General features: G+C 59.2%; 18 protein-coding genes. All 18 read right to left on the bottom strand.

Annotation, left to right across the window (positions count from 1 at the left end):
- Positions 1–5 precede the first annotated feature (5 nt).
- Positions 6–2,111, bottom strand: coding sequence for a flagellar biosynthesis protein FlhA (flhA, locus tag G5193_RS13985; RefSeq protein WP_421206218.1), 2,106 nt, complete (start codon positions 2,109–2,111; stop codon positions 6–8).
- Positions 2,112–2,218: 107 nt separating this feature from the next.
- Positions 2,219–3,349, bottom strand: a complete 1,131-nt coding sequence (flhB, locus tag G5193_RS13980) for a flagellar biosynthesis protein FlhB (protein ID WP_216951807.1) — start codon at positions 3,347–3,349, stop codon at positions 2,219–2,221.
- Entirely contained in the window at positions 3,342–4,139 is a 798-nt protein-coding gene (gene fliR, locus G5193_RS13975; protein WP_216951808.1) for a flagellar biosynthetic protein FliR, read from the bottom strand. The genes flhB and fliR overlap by 8 nt, the downstream gene beginning before the upstream one ends.
- Positions 4,136–4,405, bottom strand: coding sequence for a flagellar biosynthesis protein FliQ (gene fliQ, locus G5193_RS13970; RefSeq protein WP_005334727.1), 270 nt, complete (start codon positions 4,403–4,405; stop codon positions 4,136–4,138). The genes fliR and fliQ overlap by 4 nt, the downstream gene beginning before the upstream one ends.
- 25 nt (positions 4,406–4,430) lie before the next feature.
- Complete coding sequence (fliP, locus tag G5193_RS13965; protein WP_216951809.1) at positions 4,431–5,204, bottom strand: flagellar type III secretion system pore protein FliP; 774 nt, start codon at positions 5,202–5,204, stop codon at positions 4,431–4,433.
- Positions 5,191–5,571, bottom strand: coding sequence for a flagellar biosynthetic protein FliO (gene fliO / locus G5193_RS13960; RefSeq protein ID WP_216951810.1), 381 nt, complete (start codon positions 5,569–5,571; stop codon positions 5,191–5,193). The genes fliP and fliO overlap by 14 nt, the downstream gene beginning before the upstream one ends.
- Complete coding sequence (fliN, locus tag G5193_RS13955) at positions 5,568–5,960, bottom strand: flagellar motor switch protein FliN (protein WP_005343964.1); 393 nt, start codon at positions 5,958–5,960, stop codon at positions 5,568–5,570. The genes fliO and fliN overlap by 4 nt, the downstream gene beginning before the upstream one ends.
- Before the next feature lie 49 nt (positions 5,961–6,009).
- Complete coding sequence (fliM, locus tag G5193_RS13950; RefSeq protein WP_005343961.1) at positions 6,010–7,080, bottom strand: flagellar motor switch protein FliM; 1,071 nt, start codon at positions 7,078–7,080, stop codon at positions 6,010–6,012.
- Positions 7,081–7,087: 7 nt separating this feature from the next.
- Positions 7,088–7,603, bottom strand: coding sequence for a flagellar basal body-associated protein FliL (fliL, locus tag G5193_RS13945; RefSeq protein WP_227341088.1), 516 nt, complete (start codon positions 7,601–7,603; stop codon positions 7,088–7,090).
- 57 nt (positions 7,604–7,660) lie between these two features.
- Positions 7,661–9,598 (bottom strand): flagellar hook-length control protein FliK, encoded by a 1,938-nt coding sequence (locus tag G5193_RS13940; RefSeq protein WP_421206217.1) that lies wholly within the window; start codon positions 9,596–9,598, stop codon positions 7,661–7,663.
- A 67-nt stretch (positions 9,599–9,665) separates the two neighbouring features.
- On the bottom strand, positions 9,666–10,106 hold the full coding sequence (gene fliJ, locus G5193_RS13935; protein WP_421206216.1) for a flagellar export protein FliJ: 441 nt from the start codon (positions 10,104–10,106) through the stop codon (positions 9,666–9,668).
- Positions 10,107–10,133: 27 nt separating this feature from the next.
- A complete protein-coding gene (gene fliI, locus G5193_RS13930; RefSeq protein WP_421206215.1) occupies positions 10,134–11,465 on the bottom strand; it encodes a flagellar protein export ATPase FliI in 1,332 nt (443 codons plus the stop codon).
- Between the two features lie 52 nt (positions 11,466–11,517).
- Complete coding sequence (gene fliH / locus G5193_RS13925; RefSeq protein ID WP_421206214.1) at positions 11,518–12,336, bottom strand: flagellar assembly protein FliH; 819 nt, start codon at positions 12,334–12,336, stop codon at positions 11,518–11,520.
- 68 nt (positions 12,337–12,404) lie between these two features.
- Positions 12,405–13,466 carry a flagellar motor switch protein FliG gene (fliG, locus tag G5193_RS13920; protein ID WP_216951816.1) on the bottom strand — a complete coding sequence of 354 codons (1,062 nt, stop codon included), beginning with the start codon at positions 13,464–13,466 and terminating at the stop codon, positions 12,405–12,407.
- The gene (gene fliF / locus G5193_RS13915; protein WP_216979265.1) at positions 13,459–15,165 is read right to left on the bottom strand and encodes a flagellar basal-body MS-ring/collar protein FliF; all 1,707 of its coding nucleotides are present in this window, start codon (positions 15,163–15,165) and stop codon (positions 13,459–13,461) included. The genes fliG and fliF overlap by 8 nt, the downstream gene beginning before the upstream one ends.
- A 45-nt stretch (positions 15,166–15,210) precedes the next feature.
- Positions 15,211–15,528 (bottom strand): flagellar hook-basal body complex protein FliE, encoded by a 318-nt coding sequence (gene fliE / locus G5193_RS13910; RefSeq protein WP_042011636.1) that lies wholly within the window; start codon positions 15,526–15,528, stop codon positions 15,211–15,213.
- A 347-nt stretch (positions 15,529–15,875) separates the two neighbouring features.
- Positions 15,876–18,980 (bottom strand): efflux RND transporter permease subunit, encoded by a 3,105-nt coding sequence (locus tag G5193_RS13905; protein WP_421206213.1) that lies wholly within the window; start codon positions 18,978–18,980, stop codon positions 15,876–15,878.
- A complete protein-coding gene (locus G5193_RS13900; protein WP_421206212.1) occupies positions 18,980–20,029 on the bottom strand; it encodes an efflux RND transporter periplasmic adaptor subunit in 1,050 nt (349 codons plus the stop codon). Before G5193_RS13900 ends, G5193_RS13905 begins: the two co-directional genes overlap by 1 nt.
- Between the last annotated feature and the right edge of the window lie 53 nt (positions 20,030–20,082).

Raw genomic sequence — 20,082 nt, 5'->3', positions numbered from 1 at the left:
GCTAACTAGTTCTGCCCTACCGCACTGACGATGCGGATCTGCTTGTCGTCGGGCACTTCCTGATAAGACAGAACACGCAACCCAGGAATGGCATTCTTGACAAATTTTGCCAGGGTATTGCGCAAGATCCCCGATGTCAGAAGCACGGCCGGTTGGCCTTCCAATTCTTGTCGTTGAGTGGCTTCCACCAGCGAGCGCTGCATTCGCTCCGCCAGACCCGGCTCAATACCGGCACCATCACCTCCACCCGCCTGCAGGGATTGATGCAATATACGTTCCAATTCAGGTGCCAATGTTATCACCGGTAGCTCTGGGTCTGGGCCGGCAATCTCCTGCACAATCAGACGACGCAGGGCAATCCGGCAAGCCGCGGTGAGCACTTCCGGATCCGGACTGCGCGGCGCGTATTCAACCAGGGTCTGCAGGATAGTGCGCATATCGCGGATTGGCACCCCTTCATCGAGCAAATTCTGCAATACCTTCACAAGGTTACCCATGCTGATCACTTCCGGCACCAGCCCTTCGACCAACTTGCTCTGGTGTTTGCCAATCATGTCGAGCAGTTGTTGTACCTCGTCATGGCCGAGCAACAGTGAGGCATGGTTGGTCAAGATCTGACTCAAATGGGTGGCAACTACGGTCGCAGTATCCACCACTGTATACCCCAGGGTCTGCGCCTGTGACACCTGCTCCTTGGCTACCCACACTGCTTCAAGTCCAAACGCGGGATCCCGGGTAGCAATCCCCTGAATTTGGCCGAATACCTGCCCCGGGTTGATGGCCATCTCTTTATCATGGTAGACGCTGGCCTCGCCGGTACTGACTCCCATCAAGGTGATGCGATATTGATTTGGTGCCAGATCCAGGTTGTCGCGGATGTGGACGGCAGGCACCAGAAAGCCCAGTTCTTGCGAGAGTTTCTTGCGCACCCCTTTGATCCGGTTGAGCAGTTCGCCCCCCTGATTGCGATCCACCAGCGGGATTAGCTGGTAACCCACTTCCAGCCCGATGATGTCTACCGGCATCACATCGTCCCAGCTCAACTCTTTCTGTTCATGCGATGGCTGGTCAGTACTGGTCGGCATCAACTCGCCGCTGGCTGCTTTGGCTACCGCCAGCTTCTCGCGGCGCAGCAGCCACCAGGCTCCAGCGGCAGCGATCGCCCCCAGACTCAGGAAGGCGAAGTGCGGCATCCCCGGCACCAGTCCCATCATCAGCAGGATACCGGCAGAGATGATCAAGGCCTTGGGATTGTCGAACAGTTGGCCCAATACCGCCGTGCCCATATCCTGATCGGTATTCTGACGGGTCACTATGATGGCGGCGGCGATAGAGAGCAACAGGGAGGGGATCTGCGCCACCAGACCGTCACCTATCGCCAGCAGGGTATAGATCTCGGCAGACTCCCTGAAGGTAAGATGATGCTGCATCATCCCGATGATAAAGCCGCCGATGATGTTGATGAAGAGGATCATGATGCCCGCAATGGCATCCCCTTTGACGAACTTGGAAGCACCATCCATAGAGCCATAGAAGTCCGCTTCCTGGGTCACATCCTGGCGACGCTTCTTCGCCTCTTCCTGGTTGATGAGGCCGGCATTCAAATCGGCATCGATGGCCATCTGTTTGCCCGGCATCGCATCCAGAGTAAAACGGGCGCTCACTTCCGCGATCCGCCCGGCCCCCTTGGTGATAACCACAAAGTTGATGATCATCAGGATAGTAAAGACGATGATGCCGACTGCATAGTTACCGCCGATCACCACATTACCGAATGCCTCGATCACATGGCCTGCCGCTGCACTGCCATTGTGACCTTCCAGCAACACCACTCGGGTCGAGGCCACGTTCAATGCCAACCGCAGCAAGGTGGCCAGCAGCAATACGGTCGGGAAAGCAGCAAATTCGAGGGGGCGCCGGGTATAGACGGATACCAGCAGCACCACGATAGAGAGCGCAATGTTGAAGGAGAAGAGCACATCCAGCATCAGTGGCGGGATGGGCAACACCACCATGCCGAGCGCGGCCAATACCAGCAGAGGGGTACCAAGGCCTTTGCTCAATACTCCCCGAGACTGTTTTAACTGGCCCAATACTGCCTTGAATTCCATCGCTCTTCTCAATGTCAACCTGCTGGTGCCAGATTAAAGCAAACATTAAGCCAACAATGCAACACATTGAAATGCAATGAATTTATTTTGACAACGTCAGAACTTTGTCATTTGCGATATTCGGTCGGAATGGGCAGATCTTTAGCCAGCGGCTGAGGACGGCGCCCCTGGCCACGGCGGAATTTCTTGAGCTGGAAGACATAGGCCAGAACCTGGGCAACCGCCGCAAACAACCCTTCCGGGATCTCGTGGCCCAACTCGGTAGAGTGGTAGATAGCCCGGGTCAAGGCCGGTGACGGCATGATGGGTATCTCGTATTCTCTAGCTATCTCCCTGATCTTCATTGCAATTTCATCAGTTCCCTTGGCCAAGACCTTGGGCGCAGCACCGGGTTTGCCCGCATCATACTTGAGCGCTACCGAGTAGTGAGTCGGGTTGGTGATCACCACATCAGCCTTGGGTACATCCCCCATCATCCGGCGCATCGCCATCTGCATCTGCAACTGGCGGATCTTGCCCTTTACCTCGGGTTTACCCTCGCTATCCTTGAACTCGTCCTTCACCTCCTGCTTGGTCATCTTGAGCTGACGCATATGGTTCCATTTTTGGAACGGCACATCGATGGCCACAATAGGCAACAGGGCACAGCAAAGAATGATCAGCATCCACAAAAAAAGGTCGAGGGCATCTATAATCCCACCGGGGAATCCCTCCATGGAGAGGTTGAGCAGATGATCAAACTGGCTGGAGAGCATCCACCAGGCAAACAGGGTGATGAACACCACCTTGGCGATGGACTTGACCAGCTCAATCAGTGACTGCACCCCAAACATCCGCTTGAACCCGCTGATGGGGCTCATCTTGCTGAATTTCGGCATCATTGCTTCAGTGGAGAAGTTCATCCCCCCCATCAGGATATTGCCGATAAAAGCTGCAATAGCGACCAGAGCGAATAGCAATCCGAGCGGAAACACCAGTTCCCCCAGCAGCGCCGGCACCATGGCAACCATGGCATTGGGATCGAAAGCCTGCTCTCTGTTCAGCGTGAAGCCCATGGTCACCACCTTGAGCATGGCGTTCGCTAGGTAACCCTTGATAAACAGCAGGCCAAATACGGCTGACAACAGCACACTGGCTGTTCCCAGCTCCTTTGAACGTGCAATCTGCCCTTTTTCACGGGCCTGTTGCAGTCGTTTGCCCGTGGGTTGTTCGGTACGTTCCTGGTCGGTATCAGCCATTGACACCTCCGAAACATTGGGTGTCAATCAGCTCGCAACTGACCTCCTGCACCCGCTCCCACAAGGTGTCGAAATGGCCGAGGAACCCGCCGATCGTAAGCCAGAGGATAAGCAAACCCGACATCATGCTGACGGCAAAACCGATACTGAAAATATTGAGCTGGGGGGCTGCCCGGGTCATCACGCCAAAAGCGAAGTTGATGAGCAACAGCGCCACGATGGCAGAGAGGGCCATCACCAGCGAGGCCTGATACATGACCCCCAGGAACGCGCTCAGGGTTTGCATAGAAGAGAGTGACAGACCGCTATCGGAGATGGGTAGCGTCTCAAAACTGAGGATAACCAGGCGTAGCATCACCAGATGACCATCAAGCGCCAGAAATACCAGAGTCGCCAGCATCAGATAAAACTGACCGACCACAGGGGCCGACTGGCCATTCATCGGATCCACCAGGGTGGCAAAACCCAGACTGGTTTGCATGGCTATCACCTGCCCCGCCATCACGAAGCTTTCCATCAGAAACTGGGTCATCAACCCCAGCGCAATACCGATCAGCAGCTGCTGGCCCAAGACCAGAAAACTGCCGGCAGAGAAGAGCTCCACTGGGGGCATGGGAGGGAGCAGAGGAGCAACCAGAAACGTCACGGCTACCGCCAGCCCCAACCTGATCCGAGCGGCGACCAGCCGGCTGCCAAATACCGCCATCACCATGAAAAGGCTGCTTATTCTAGCCAGTGGCCAGAGAATGGACGACAACCACTCCATGATCAGAGCGGTGGTATAGGTCACCCCACCACCTCGGGAATTTGATTGACCATCAGGATGAAGAAGTCCATCAGACTCTGCATTCCCCAGTGAGCACCAATCCCTAGGGCCAAAAGGGTCACGATGAGACGGGGCAGAAAGCTCAAGGTCTGTTCGTTGATGGAGGTGGCGGCCTGAAAGATGGCTACCACCAACCCGATAGCAAGGCTGGGCAGGATCACGGCGCTGACCATGATATTGACCAGCCAGAGCGCCTCACGAAATACATCGACAAAGGTTTCTGGACTCATGTTCGGGCTCCTTGCATGGGACCGGTTAACCGGCACCCAGTCCGAAACTGTTGGCCAGCGAACCCAGGATCAGGTTCCAGCCATCCACCATCACAAACAGCATCAGTTTGAAAGGCAACGAGACGATCATCGGCGAGAGCATCATCATCCCCATCGCCATCAAGATACTGGCGACCACCAGATCGATGACCAGAAACGGCAAGAACAGCATAAAGCCAATCTGGAAGGCTGTTTTCAGTTCGCTGGTGACAAAGGCCGGGATCAGCACCCGCAGCGGCACATCGGCAGGCTTCTCCACCTGCACGTTGGCGATCTCCATAAAAGTATTGAGATCCTTGATCCGGGTCTGGGCCAGCATGAACTGGTGGATGGGCAATTCAGCCCGTTCCAGCGCCTCCTTGGCCTCAATGGTTTCGGCCAGATAGGGCTGCAGTGCCTCGTCATTTATGCGATCCAGCACAGGCGACATGATGAAGAACGACATGAACAGGGCGATGCCGATCAACACCTGATTGGAGGGGCTCTGTTGCAGACCGATCGCCTGACGCAAGATACCCAACACTATGATGATACGGGTAAACGAGGTCATCATGATGACCATTGCCGGCAGGAATGAAAGTGCCGTCATCAACGCCAGCACCTGCAGGGTCAGGCTGTACTCCTGAGAGCCATCCCCCATGGTCTTGACGGTCACTGCCGACATGCCGTCCTGCGCCAACGCAGGCCAGGCGCAAAACAGCGAAATCAACAGGCTGGCCAGCAATCCGCTTTGCCACAACAAGCCGTTAGTTTTTTTCATGTTTGCCCATCAACTTACCCAGCTGCTGGGAAAATGCCTGCGGCTGCTGTTCGTCCAGCGGCTCCTCCAGCCGATAGAGAAAGTTGACCTGCTGCGGCGTTACGCCGACCAGCAGCTGCTGCTCACCCACCTTGACCACCAGCAACTTCTCCTTGTAGCCCACAGGCAGCGTAGCAATCACTCTCATCTGCCCGCCCCCCATGGCGGTGGCAATTTTGCTCTTCTTGAGCAAGAAACCCAGCACCAGAATAAGCCCGATCACCATCAGGCTGGAGAGCAGCCAGGAACTCAGGCTGGGAGGGTTGGCGGCCCCCCCCACCTCGGCAAACACCGGCAATGGCAGCCACAACAGCAGCAGACGCATCATTTGAGTTTCTTAATCCGTTCAATCTGGCTGATGACGTCGGTCAGGCGAATACCGAACTTGTCGTTCACCACCACCACCTCGCCGTGAGCGATCAGGGTACCGTTAACCAGCACGTCGAGGGGCTCGCCCGCCACCCTATCCAGCTCCACGACCGAGCCCTGGTTGAGCTGCAGCAGGTTACGAATGCTAATCTGGCTGCGACCGACCTCCATCGAGATGGTGACCGGAATATCCAGAATGGTGTCAAGCTTGCGCCGCTCCTCGGCACTGATAGGGGCATCGTCCTTGAGCTCTTCCAGCGGGGCCGGTTTGGCTTCCGCCGTCACCTGCTCCTCCAGTGCTGCCGCCCAGGCATCAGCCATCAGATCCTCTTCCTCTGTTCCGCTCATCTTGTTTCCTTATACCACTTCGTGACGATCAATAACTGCAAACCGTCGATTAACGCTGTTGTTCTTCGATGCTGCGCTCAAGCTCTTCAAGCTCGGCCTCACCATCGATACGTACACCACCCCGGGTCACCAGATGCATCTCGGTCTTGACCCCTTCCGGGCGCTTGAGCTTGTCGGTGATCTTGAGTGCCACATTCTCCTTGGTCCGCCCCATCTTGGCATGGAAGGTGGGCAAATCTTCCACGTAGACCAGCAAATGTTCGGGCATGTCGACCGGAATAATATCTCCCGGCTGCAGCTCCATCAGTTCACGCAGAGTGAGTTCGGTCTCCAGCAGTTTGGCCCTCAACTCGACCTTTACATCCATGATCTCGTCACGAAGTGCCTTGCTCCAGCGCACGTCTGTGTCACCCTTGTCACTCTGCACACCGGCATCGAGCAGTTCACGGATCGGCTCCAGCATGGAGTAGGGCATGGCCACGTGGAAATCGCCGCCGCCACCATCGAGTTCGATGTGAAACGAGCTCACCACAATCACTTCGGTCGGGCTGACGATGTTGGCCATCGCCGGGTTCACTTCAGAGTCGAGATACTCGAACCCTACGTCCATCACTGGCGCCCAGGCATCCTTGTAATCCTCAAACACCAGTTTGAGCAGCATCTGGATGATCCGTCGCTCGGTCGGCGTGAACTCGCGCCCCTCAATCTTGGCGTGGTAGCGCCCGTCACCACCGAAGAAGTTCTCCACCAGAATGAAAACCAGTCGTGCCTCCATGGTGATGAGTGCGGTTCCTTTCAATGGCCGGAAACGCACCATATTGAGGCTGGTCGGCACGAACAGGGTGTGAACATACTCACCAAACTTCAGCATCTGCACCCCGTTGATGGAGACCTCGGCGGTACGACGCATCATGTTGAACAGGCTGATCCGCATGTGGCGAGCAAAACGTTCGTTCACCAGCTCCAGGGTCGGCATCCGGCCACGGACGATGCGGTCCTGGGAGGAGAAGTCAAACTGAGCAACGCCGGGGTCTCCGGCGCCGCCTATCTCTTCCTCTTCGACATCATCGACACCGTGCAAGAGGGCATCAATTTCGTCCTGACTTAACAGATCGCTCACGCTTCACCTACTGCATTACAAAGCCGGTAAACAGCACTTGTTCGATAACGGGGGAAGAGACCAGGTCCTTAAGCACCCGACGGCACTCTTCCAGTGAATCCTTGCGCAGCTTCTCCTTGCCTTCAAAGGTCATCAGCTGTTCGGCACTGGCTGCACTGAACACCCGCAGCAAGGTGCCTTCAATCAGGGGTATATTCTGTTTGGCCAGCGTCTCGTCGGCGGTGCCGCGCACCATCAGCTGGATCTTGATCTGCACCAGTCGATCCCGCTGGGCTCCCGCGACGTTGAAGACAAAGGGACGCGGCATCCCGACATAAAGGGATGGCTGGGGTGCTTCCACCTTGGGTTTGGCCTCAGCACCCTCCGCCGCTTCGGCAGGGGGGGTATCCGAGCCGGACAGCATAAGCCAGGCGCCTGCTCCACCACCGCCCAGCAAAATGACCGCCAGGGCAATGATAATAATCAGCTTCTTTTTCTTGCCCGCAGCCGGGTCTTTTAGCGTCAATTCGTTATCGTCAGCCATCCCTTGTCCACCCTAGTCTCAAACTTGTTCGATATCATAAACTTACTCGGGATTGCATCAAGCATAGAAATCTATTCCTGAACCGTTTGTCGATTCCACCGACAAATTGGGGTTGGTCGTAGTGACCTCCCCGTCAAGATGGCTATGACCGGAGTGTCCCTCTCCTGATTGTCCCTGCCCGGCAAACGCCGACTGACCCTGCTGTTGTTGCTGCGGTGACTGTTGTGACTGCTGCTGCACCTGGGTCTGGCCAAGCTGGATCCCCTGCCCCGCCAGCATTTCACGCAGACGGGGCATCGCCTGCTCCAGCATCTCACGGGTCTGTCCGTGCTGGACTACAAAATGGACGCTCGCCTGGCTGGATGCGTCGATCTGGATCTTGATCTTCATCTTGCCAAGGCCGATGGGGTCTAGCTGAAGCTCGGCCTGCTGCAGCTTGTCGGCCAGCATCAGGTTTACCTTCTGGTGCAATTCGGCGGGTGCTTCCTGACTAGACAGTTTCAAATGGGGTAAATTCTGCGGTTCACGGCGCAACGTGCCCTCAGCGGCGGGCGCCCGGCTGTCGGCCACCTGGGGCTGAGGCTGGCTGTTCTGGCCATGCTGTACAGTCTGGCTCTGGCTGCTCTCGCTGCTCGATGTCGTAGCGACAAGACTCTTCTCAGACTCACCGGCCTTCGGTTTTACCTCAAGCGAAACCGCTTTGCGCACCTCGTCGGTGCCCGTCACTTCCATCTGCCTGATCCCGGCTGAAATGCTCGACAGCGGTGCTTGCGGCCCCTGAGATTCGGCCTGCGCCAACACCTGCTGCGGCGCCACCATCACGGGTGCGGCAGCGCTATCGGTCTGAGTCGTCACATTTGGCGTCACGCTGCTCTGGGCTGTGGCACTTTGCACTGTCGTCACTTGCGCCGCACCTGGATTGGAGGATGTGGTTGTCGCTGCCTGCTGTCCCCCCTCGGCGCTACTCTTATCAGCTCCCTTGCCAGCCCCATTAGCGATGCTCTCTACGGCAGTAGAAGTGGTTGAGCTACCCGCATCTGGTTGTTTGCCCCCCTCACCGAATGCCTTGAGCACCGCCCCCTGAATCGCGGCTTGAGCAGCTTGTCCCTTGCCGGTCACGACGCTGCTGGCAGCGGGGTCGGATTTGCTGTCATCTCCCTCTTTCACTGCGGGTGACTCACCACTATTTGCCGCATTGGCGGACGCCTCAACCGGCAACACCCTGGCCAGTTGGGCCATCCGCTCAGCCCCCGTAAGGGGCTTGGTGAGCTTGCCATCTGCCCCGAGAGTTTCACCCTTGGCAGAGACTTTCTCCCCGGGCTGACCATCTTGGGTGGCGGCGGCATCCTTCCCCTCAGAAGTGTTGGGAGCGGAGGACAGTACGGCGGTCGAGGCGTCGCCCTGCTCAATCACTCCTCCTGCAGAGAGTGAAACCGGAGTTTCAAGGGAAGATTTACCAGTCGTAGCCAGAAGCGACTGCGCCCCGGTCTGACCGGCAAGCTGGCTGGCAATTCTGGCAGCGGCAGGGGTCTGCTCGCCGTCATCAAGCGCAATCCCCTCCAGATCACCCTCTTGCGGCAACGGATTGCCGTCTACCGCAGTGGCGCTCTGTTGGGCCGCCACCGCCAGCTGGGGTGTCACTAGCGAGGTATCGAGCTTGAGGGAGTCTTGCAGGCGCAGTAGAAAGTCGGTGGCAGGGAGCTCCTCCACCTTGTTGTCGGCGTCAGGATCCTGCTCCTTGCCGGTCTCCTCTTTGGGAGAGGCGCTTTCGGTCGCCAAAGATTTGGCTGATCGGACATGGTTACCGCCCTGAGTGGCCTCGGCGGCGCCCTGTTCGCTGTTCCGGGCCTTGGCAATCAGGGTGGCGAAATCACCCTTGCTGTCGCTACCGGTTCCCCCATCGATACTTTTGCTCTCGACGGAACCGCTCAGAGGCGCTTTGTCCAACCCGTTGGCCGGAGCCGAAGGCGTTTGTGTCAACAGTGTCTGCATCATGATGGGATCCCTGAATTCTGGTGGCCCCCAAAGAGATGGCCGCCGACAATGTCCATATCAAAGCAAGTTACAGGCCAGATTGATGAAAACGTCGCAACATGGCGTACTCATCCAGCATCTTCTGCTCCTGACGCTGGGCTTTCTGCTGCTCGCGGCTCGCCTGCTTCTCCAGCAACAGCTCTACCGCCTTGCGCCGCTGCTGGGCCGCCAGCCACTCTTCACGGCGCTGTTCCAGCGCCTGACGCACCTGCAACACCCCTTCGTACTGCTGGGTCGCTGCCTGTTCGAGCTTGTTGATAAAGGCGTGATACTGGCTGTTTTGCTGGGGCGAAATCCCCTGCAGGCCGCGATCGGTCCACTGCTGGTGATAGATCTGGCGGTACTGGTTGAGGGCATTTTGCTGATCCATGAACAGCTTGAGATCCTGCTGCGCCTTCACCAGTGCCAGCGCACACTGCTGCTCCGCTTCCACCAGCCGATCGGCCAACAATAGCAACCCTTTACTCATCGTCGACCTCTCTGTTACCGACCATCATCAGCGCATCAATGGCATCGCCACCATCTGCAAGGCTTGCAGGCCATCATCGTAGTGAATGACCTCGCGCATCCCCTGCTGCAAGAACTGATCCAGATAGGGTTTTTGAATGATGGCACGGTCGATGCGCGGATCGGAACCCTGACTGTAGGCGCCGATGGTGATGAGATCCCGGTTCTGCTGATAGAGGGAGTAGAACTGCTTGAGGGTGCGCGCCAGATCCATATGTTCCTGCGAGGTCACCATGGGCATGACCCGGCTGATGGACTTCTCGATGTCGATGGCCGGATAGTGGCCCGCATCGGCCAGCTCGCGCGACAACACTATGTGGCCATCGAGGATCGCTCGCGCCGCATCGGCAATGGGATCTTGCAGGTCATCCCCCTCAGTCAGGACTGTGAAGAATGCCGTGATGGAGCCCTGGCCGTCACTGCCGTTACCCGCCCGCTCCACCAGCGCCGGTAATTTGGCAAATACCGACGGTGGATAGCCCTTGGTCGCTGGCGGCTCGCCCACCGCCAGTGCGATTTCCCGCTGAGCCTGGGCGTAACGGGTCAGCGAATCCATCAAGAGCAGCACATTAAGCCCCTGATCGCGGAAATACTCGGCGATGGCCAGCGCCGTCTCACACCCCTTTAGCCGCATCAGCGGCGAGGCATCGGCGGGAGCCGCCACCACCACGGAGCGGGCTCTCCCCTCCTCTCCCAGAATGTCTTCGATAAACTCTTTCACTTCCCGGCCCCGTTCACCGATGAGGCCGACCACCACCACATCCGCCACCGAGCCGCGAGTCATCATGCCCAGCAGCACCGATTTACCGACACCGGAACCGGCAAACAGCCCCATCCGCTGGCCCTGCCCCACCGTCAGCACGGCATTGATGGCGCGTACCCCCACGTCCATCGGCTGATGGATCGGGCGGCGAGAGAGCGGGTTGATGCGGTGCTGGGCAAACTGCACCGTCCGGGACGAGATAATGGGGCCGAGGCCATCAAGCGGCTGGCCGATGCCGTCGATGACCCGACCAAGCAGGTTCATGCCAACAGGAATACCGTGCTCTTCGGTGATGGGCACCACCCGAGCACCAGGGATAACCCCCTTGAGCTGTTCACTCGGCATAAGATAGAGGCGATCGCCCGAGAACCCCACCACTTCGGCCTCCAGCGTCCCATCCAGGGTATCGATGCGACACAAGGCTCCGATGGCGGCACGGCAGCCGATGGCTTCGAGGGTCAGCCCCACCACCCGGGTCAATTTGCCGGCAACCGGCGGTTTGGGGGCGCTGTCGCGAACCTTGTACCCTTGCAACCGGTTCAGTAGCGAGCCGCTCATCTGGCCTCCTGAGAGCTAAAAAGTGCAGCCGGACGGCAACGTCCGGCATCGGTTATGGGCGTGAGTCCTGCGAAGCCGGTTTCTGCGACGCATTGTCCCGCAAGAAGTTGCGCAGCAACTGATCGATGCGCCCGGAGAGGGTCAGATCGATGCTGGATAGCTCGGTAGCCAGTTGCAGATCGCCGGGGGAGAGGGTGGGATCGCTTTGCAATCGCCAGTGGCGCTTGGCGCACTCGTCGGCGCCAAATGCCTGTTCGATTCGCGCGATATCGTCGGGATGCAACATCAGAGTCACCCCCTGTTCGGCGGCAGGCAGCAAGGCCAGCCCCTCCTTGAGCGCCTCCAGCAGGATGCGGGGCGAGGTCTCTGCTTCATGGCGAATGAGCGCGCGGGCCAGTTGCATCACCAGCGAGACCAGTTGCTGCTCTACCGCCAGATCCAGCGCGCTCAGGGGATTGGCAAGGCGTGCGGCGAGACCCTGCCAGTGGGCGATCTCCTGCTCCACCAGATCGCGCCCCATGGCCAGCCCCTCCTCGCGCCCCTGTTCGAGACCTGCAGCATGACCCTGTTGCAATCCTTCCAGTTTGCCCTCTTCGAGCCCCTTGGCAAAACCGGCCTCGCGCCCTTCGGTCAGTCCCTCTTCCCAGGCGGCCTGACGGATCGCTTCGAGCTCTTCGGCGGTGATGCTGGGGGTCGGCTCCTGCTCGGGTTCCGGCTCCACCACCTCCTCTTCCTGCTGATACCAGTCAGGTGCAAGACCGAGCGCATTGGTCTCGGCCTCAGCCACCACGTCCATTTCGGGCCAGCCCCAGGCCTCTACCCGGGTCTCTTCCCCTTCAGGCCGCACATAACCACGCAGCTTGTTGTTCATCTATTCGCGCCGCTCCTTGCCAAGACAACATACTGGGCGGCAGACAGGTTACATGAGTTGGCCATGGTTTAGAGGAACTCCTCGCCACCGCCGGAACCCAGCATGATCTCGCCGGCATCCGCCAGACGGCGGGCGATGGAGAGGATCTCCTTCTGGGCAGCCTCCACCTCGGAGACCCGGATCGGCCCCATGGCCTCCAGATCGTCTGCCAGCATTTCTGCCGCCCGTTTCGACATGTTCTTGAAGATCTTCTCGCGCATCTGATCGTCGGACCCCTTGAGGGCGCGCTGCAACAGATCCCCAGGCACTTCCCGCAGCAGAGTCTGGATACCGCGATCGTCCACATCGATGAGGTTTTCGAACACGAACATCAAATCCTGGATCTGCTGGCTCATCTCTTCGTCCGACTCGCGGATGGAGTCCATCAACTGGCCTTCGATATTGGTATCCAGATAGTTCATGATGTTGGCGGCTGCCTTCAGGCCGCCCATCTTGGCTGCCTGGGCACCGGCCGCACCGGCGAACTGTTTCTCCATGATGTCGTTCAACTCTTGCAGTGCCGCCGGTTGTACCTCTTCGAGGTTGGCGATACGCATCACCAGATCGAGGCGCACCTGCTCCGGGAACTGGCTCAGGATCTCGGCGGACTGCTCCGGCTCCAGATAGGAGAGCACTATGGTCTGGATCTGCGGGTGTTCGTTCTGGATGATGCTGGCCACCTGACGGGCATCCATCCACTTGAGCGAATCGAGGCCACGGGCACCGGAACCGAGAATGATCTGGTCCACCAGGTTGCTCGCCTTGTCCTCGCCAAGGGCCGCCACCAACGCCTTGCGCACAAAGTCTTCACTACCGATACCTATGTTGGTGTACTTCTGGATATCGTCGATGAATTGACGGTGCACCGCCGCCACCCGATCGTGACTGAAATCGGACATGGAGGCCATCGACATACCGAGCCGCTGCACCTGCTTGGGTTCGAGATGGCGGAAGATCTGGGCGGCATCCTCTTCGTTGAGGCTCAACATCAATACAGCCGCCATCTCCATACCGGACATCTGATCCAGCAACTGGCGCTGGCTGTCGGTAATGTCGTTACCGGTCACCTGGCTTTTAGTTTCTTCAGGCATCTTTGGTTACCCACTCTTTAATGACCTGAGCGGCCAGATCCGGTTCGTTCGCCACCAGCGCACGCACCGCCTTGAGCAAATCTTCATCACGGTGCAGATCCGGCAGTTTCAGCTGACCATCGCGCACCCCGAATACCTGCTCTCCCTCAACCTGGGCTGCCAGCAAGCTGAGCTCGTCGTCACCCCCCAATACGGTGTGGTTGTCAAAGTCCACTTCCCCTTCCGGCTTAGCATCCGGATAGAGCAGCCGCTTGAGCATGGGGCGAACCACGGTGACGATCAAGACAATAATCACCAGTACCGAAGCGGCAATCCGTACCGCACGCCAGAACCAGGGCTGATCGTAGAGCGGCACCTCGGCCACGGTATCAAGCTCGGGACGATTGAACGGAATGGCGACCACCTCGAGGGTATCACCACGGGTCACATCAAAGCCAAGGCCACCGCTCAGCAAACGGCGCAGGGTATCGAGTTCCGCCTGACTGCGCGCTTCGCGGGTCACAGCCCCGTCGGCACCGGGCACCGCCTTGTAATCCACCGCGACCGAGACGGTCATGCGGCGAATGCCCCCCATCTGGCGCCGGGTATGGCTGACGGTGGTATCCAGTTCGAAGTTGCGGGTCGCCTCTTTGCGAGAACGCCCCGAGGCAGCAACGCTGGCCCCATCACCGCCAGTGGCCTGTTCAGGAATATTGGACGCGGCAGGGGGCTGGTTGCTGAGAGCCCCCGGCACACCGCCATTGCTGCCGCCGGAGCTGTTCTCTTCCAACGTCATCTCGGAGCGCACTGCAGGCAGATCCGGGTTGTAGGTTTTGCGGGTCTGCTCCTGCTGGGAGAAGTCGAGGGAGAGATCCACTTCCGCCGTATAATTGTCGGCGCCAAGCACCGGGATCAGAATGGCGTCAATTTTTTGCTTGTACTCCAGCTCCTGCTTCTGCTGCATCGCAAATTCCTTGCGCGTCTGGGCAGAGACGGGATCCTGGGAGCCGGAATTAAGCAGGCGACCATTCTGGTCGGTGACGGTGACACGAGTCGGCTCCAGGCCATGTACCGCAGAGGCCACCATATCGACGATGGAGTCCACCTCCCCCTGCCCCAGTGCCGCCCCTTTCAGGTTGAGTACCACGGTAGCACTGGGCTTGCGCTCGTTGCGGGCAAAGACGTTATCTTTGGGGATGGCCAGCAGCACCTGGGCCTTGGCCACATTCTGGAACTGTTCAATGGCGCTCGCCAACTGGCGCTCGCGACTCAACTTGAGGCGCTCGGCCTCCATCCGCTGGCTGACACCGAAACTGGAGTCCTTGAGCAGAATATCCTCTCCACCATTGGCTACATCGGCCGCATTGGTGAGGCCGGCCCGGGTCAGTGCCAACCGGATACTGGCAAAGTTCTCGGCACTGACCAGCACGCTCTTGCCATCGACCTCATAGGGGATCTTCTGCTGATCGAGAAAGTCGAGGGTCTTGACCAGCTCCTGAGTGGTATAGGTGCCAAGAGGGCGCATATCCGGCTCCTTGCCCCACAGCAGGATGAAGACGGCGATGGCCAGGCAGATGGCAAGCCCCAGGATCAGAGTGATCTGGCGCAGTACATCGGTATTGGACAAGAATCCCAGTGCCGAGCTCTTCTGCTCGTTGGCATCGAGGGCGGCGGTGCCCTCATCGTTTATCAGCAGATCGCCATTTTGGTCAGTAGCCACGATTTATGTCCTTATTGCTGACATGTCATGATGCACGGTCATCGCTCAGACCGGCATATTCATGATGGTTTTGTAGGCATCAACCATCTTGTTGCGCACTTGCACCGTCGCCTCAAAGGCGATGGAGGATTTTTGGCCCGCGATCATCACCTCGGCCAGATCCACCGACTTGTCGCCCATATCGAAACGGGTGCGCAGATCATTGGCTGCGCCCTGCAACTCGTTGACGTTACCGAGCGCCTGCTGCAACAGCAGGCCAAAATCGGAGGTCACCTGACGGCCAGGCTGTGACAGCGGGGTTGCACCGGCCTCTACCTTGAGAGCCTGCATCTCTTGCATCAGGCTGCTTGCACTAATTTCCATTTTCTGTCCCCAGACAAATCATTGACGCTGACGGACCAAAAGCAATAAAAGTGCCAATTAGGTAAAAACGATCTCAAGCCGCAGAAATGGAGGGGAAAAAGAGATGATGAGGGGGATCGGGGAATAGGCTGCTTCACGCACGGCACGGCTCCGTAACCGGCCACACCGTAGAACCGTGATGTTTGTCGAGCCACTTGACCAGTGGTTTGTTGTGAAGATTAACCACTCGACGGGCTATCAGTCCGGGGGGATGGCGCGTGCAGAGCCGGCTATCGGGCTCTGCACGCTTGCGGGTGCGGACTGATACGCTCCGCGGCCCCAGTCAAAGCTGGCATCGGACACTACCGTTATGGCTCAGAAGTGTCCCCCCTGGCGGCCAGCGCCTCATCTACCTGCTGATCCCGCTGCCCGGTCATGCTGGCGTGACGGGCGATCAGGTGGTAGGTGGCGGGCACCACCAGCAGGGTAACCAGGGTCGCCAGGGAGAGACCGAAGAAGACCACGGTCCCCACCGCCATCCGGCTCTCGTAGCCAGCCCCCATGGAGAGCATCAGCGGCACAGCGCCGATGATGGCGGTGAGCGAGGTCATCAAGATCGGCCGCAGACGGCGCACCGAACCCGCGATGATCGCCTCTTCGAATCCTTCACCGCGCTGACGCAACTGGTTGATGAACTCGACGATGAGAATACCGTTCTTGGTCACCATGCCGATCAGCATGATCATCCCGATCTGGCTGTAGATGCTCATCTCCTGCCCCGTCAACCAGAGGCCAAGTAGACCGCCGAAGATGCCGAGCGGCACCGTCATCATCACCACAGTCGGGGTGAGGGTGCTCTCGAACTGGGCCACCAGCACCAGATAGACCACCAGCAGGGCGAGGCCGAAGACCATCGCCATCTCCCCCTGATTGTCGCGGTAATCCTTGGAGTCACCGGCGTAATCCACCGTCATACCGCTCGGCAGATGCTCGTTGGCCCAGCCATCGAGGAAGTCGAGCGCCTCGCCCAGAGTGTGATCCGGTGCCACATCGGCGGTCAGGGTCACCGCCTTCTGGCGCTGATAGTGGTTGAGGCGATTGGCGGTCGCCACCTGCTTGACGGTCGCCAGGGTCGAGAGGCTCACCATCTCGCCATTGGCCGCTTTCAGGTAGATGCGGCCGAGATCCGAGATGCCGTTGAACTCCTTCTGGTTGGCGCGCAGATAGACGTCATACTCCTCGCCCCTGTCCACATAGGTGGTCTTGCTCACCCCGCCCAACATCGCCTGCAGGGTGCTGGCAACGGTGGAGACCGGTATGCCGAGCTGGCTGGCGCTGTCGCGCGAGACGGTCACCTGCAGCTCAGGAGTCTTCTCGGCGTAGTCGAGATCCGGGCTTATCATCAGGCCACTGGCCTGCGCTGCTTTTTGCAGCTCTAGCCCCTGCTGGTAGAGCTCGGCATAGTCGTTGCCCTGCAGCACGAACTGCACCGCAGCGGTAGAGCCGCCACGGAAGCCTGGCTGGAAGGTGCGGATCATCACATCGGGAATAACCGACAGCTTGGCCCCGAGCGAGCGGGAAAACTCGGTGGCGGTCACATCACGCTCGGCCCAGTCGGTGAGCTGGATGATCACCATGCCGGTCTGATCGCCGCCACGGCCAAAGGCGGGGGTACTGAAGCTCATCGCCTTGACCACCCCCTGGCCCAGCATCGGCATGATGGTCGATTCCACCTGCTGCATGTTGCGCTTCATCCGCTCGATGCTGGTCCCCTCCGCCCCCTTGACGAAGACGAAGACCACACCGCGATCCTCGGTCGGGGTGAGACTGCTAGGCAGCTGGGTAAAGAGGGCACCGATACCGGCCAGACAGAGCAGCAGCGCCAGCGGCATCCAGCGCGAGCGACGCAGCAGCCCCTGCAGCAGATGACGATAGTGCCCCTCCATCCGGCCCAAAGCGCGATCGAGGGCCGCCGTCAGCCGGTTCGGCTTGTCGAGCGGGCGCATCAGCCAGGAGCCCATGGCTGGCGTGAGGGTCAGCGCCACCAGCGAGGAGCAGAGCACCGCCAACGAAAGCAACATCGCAAACTCGGTAAAGAGCCTGCCCACCATACCATCCATAAAAGCGATGGGAATAAAGACCATTACCAGCACGGCGGTGGTAGCGATGACCGCAAAGCCCACCTCGCGGGTGCCGTGCCAGGCCGCCAGCAGGGGGGGCTCACCCCGCTGCAGATGGTGGTGAATGTTCTCCACCACCACGATGGCATCATCCACCACCAGACCGATGGCGAGAATAAGCGCCAGCAGGGTGATGAGGTTGATGGAAAAACCGAGATACCAGGCGCCGATAAAGGCGGAGATGAGCGACACCGGCACAGTAATGGCCGGAATGAGTGTGGTGCGCCCCTGCCCGAGGAACAGATAGAGCACTGCCACCACCAGCACGGCACAGATGGCCAGTGTCTCATATACCTCGTCGATGGCCTGCTTGATAAAGATGGTGGAGTCGTAGTCAACCTCAAGGGTGGCCCCCTCCGGCAGGAAGCGCTGCATCTCCACTAGCTTCTTCTCCACCCCCTGTGCCACCGCCAGCGGGTTGGCGGTGGACTGGGCGACGATGCCGATACCCAGACTCTCGCGGCCATTGCGCTGGTAGGCGCTGTCTTCGTTCTTGGCTCCCACCTCCACATCGGCAATATCGGCCAGATAGACACTCTGACCGTTGGTCGCGGTACGGACCTGCAACTGCTGGAAATCTTCGGCGGTGTGGTAGAGCCGGGCAATCTGCACCGACATGGTCATGGAGTTGTTGCGGATCTCCCCCCCCGGCAGCTCTATGTTCTCGCGCTTGAGGGCATCCTGCACATCCGCTACCGTCACGCCGCGGGCCGCCATATCGGCCGGCCTCAACCGCACATACATCACCTGCGTCAGATCGCCGGAGAGCGCCACTTCACTCACCCCGTCCACCAGGCTCAAGGGGTCTACCAGCACCCGGTTGGCGTAGTCGGTCATGGCGGTACGATCCATCTGGCTGCTGCTGAAGTTGAGCCAGACCGCCACGTCACCGCTGCCGCTATCCTTGGTCACCAGCGGTTCGTCTGCATCCTCCGGCAGCTTGCTCTTGGCGCGAGTCAGGGCGTCGCGCACATCGGAGACCCCCTCCACCATGTTCCAGCCAAGCTTGAACTCCACCGTGATCATCGAGCGCCCCTTGCGAGTCACCGAGTTGATATTCTTGATACCGCTGATGCCGGAGAGCTGATCCTCGATGGGCTTGGTGACCTGACTCTCCATCACTGCGGGAGCCGCTCCCTCATAGGTGGTGGTGATGGAGACCGACGGGATCTGCACGTCCGGCATCTCCCGCACAGTCAATTTGCTAAAGGCGACCAGACCGAACACGCTGAGCAGGGCGCTGAGCACTACCGCCACCAGCGGTCGGCGTACTGAGATATCGGAGAGCCACATCAGCCATTCACCTCCGCCAGATCGTGCACCTTGGCACCATCACGCAAGTTGACCAGCCCCTCGACCACGATGCGATCGCCGACCTTGAGCCCCTCGGTGACCCAGACGGTCTCCCCTTCGGTTTCGCCAAGTACCACAGGCACCCGCTTGACCCGGCCATCGGCCTCGAGACGGTAAACAAAGCGCTGCTCACCGGCGTACTCCACCGACTGGGCGGGGATCAGGGTAAGCTGCTGGGCAGGCAGCGCCAGCTCTACATTGAGCAGCATGCCTGGGCGCAACTGGCCGTTATTATTGGGTAACTCGACCCTCGCCTTGATGTTCTGGGTCTCGTTGGAGATACGGCTATCGAGGGTGGTGAGGGTGCCGTTAAAGCGCTGATCCGGCCAGGCTGCGCTGGTCGCTGTCACCGCCATGCCAGGGCGCAGCAGGGAAAGGTAGCGCTCCGGCACTGCCAGATCGAGGCGCAGGGTGTCGATATCGTCGAGGTGCAACAGGGTATCGCCGCTATTGACCAGGGCCCCTTCGCTCAAATCAATCAGGCTCACGGTACCGGCAAAGGGAGCGGTGAGAGTGCGCTGGGAGAGTTCGTAACGGGCGGCATCGACCCGCGCCTGCACCTGATCAACGGTGGCCTCCTGCCCCTCCAACACCGACTGGGTGACGGCTCCACGGGCGACAAGCTTGCGCATCTCGGTCAGCTTGCGATTCTCGTCGCGCAGACTGGCACTCTGCTCGGCCAGCTCCGCCTGTTGCTTGCCCGCATCCAGCGCGACCAGCGTATCGCCCTTGTTGACCTGCTGACCCGACTGCACCGCAATCTTGACCAGGCGCCCGGTCACCTCGGGAGTGATCACCACCGAGTGGTTGGCCGCCAGTTTACCTACCAGCTTGAGAGTCGGCTCGGCCAGACTCTGCTTGACGGTCTGGGTACGAATATTTATCTCGCGGGAAGGGGCTTTGGCTGCTGGTTGCAAGTGGCCAACCGCCCACCAGATGGCCGCTACCAGAGAGAGCAGGCCGAGGCCAATCCAGATACGCATTTTCATCAAACAATCCATGAAGTGTTAAGAAGGGGAAATCTGAGTGGGGGCCATTTTAG

The sequence above is a fragment of the Aeromonas sp. 601027 genome, assembly GCF_049174455.1.
Lineage (GTDB): Bacteria > Pseudomonadota > Gammaproteobacteria > Enterobacterales > Aeromonadaceae > Aeromonas > Aeromonas veronii_A.
The sequence above is the reverse complement of the archived record's forward strand: the minus strand, read 5'-3'. Positions and strand labels throughout refer to the sequence as shown.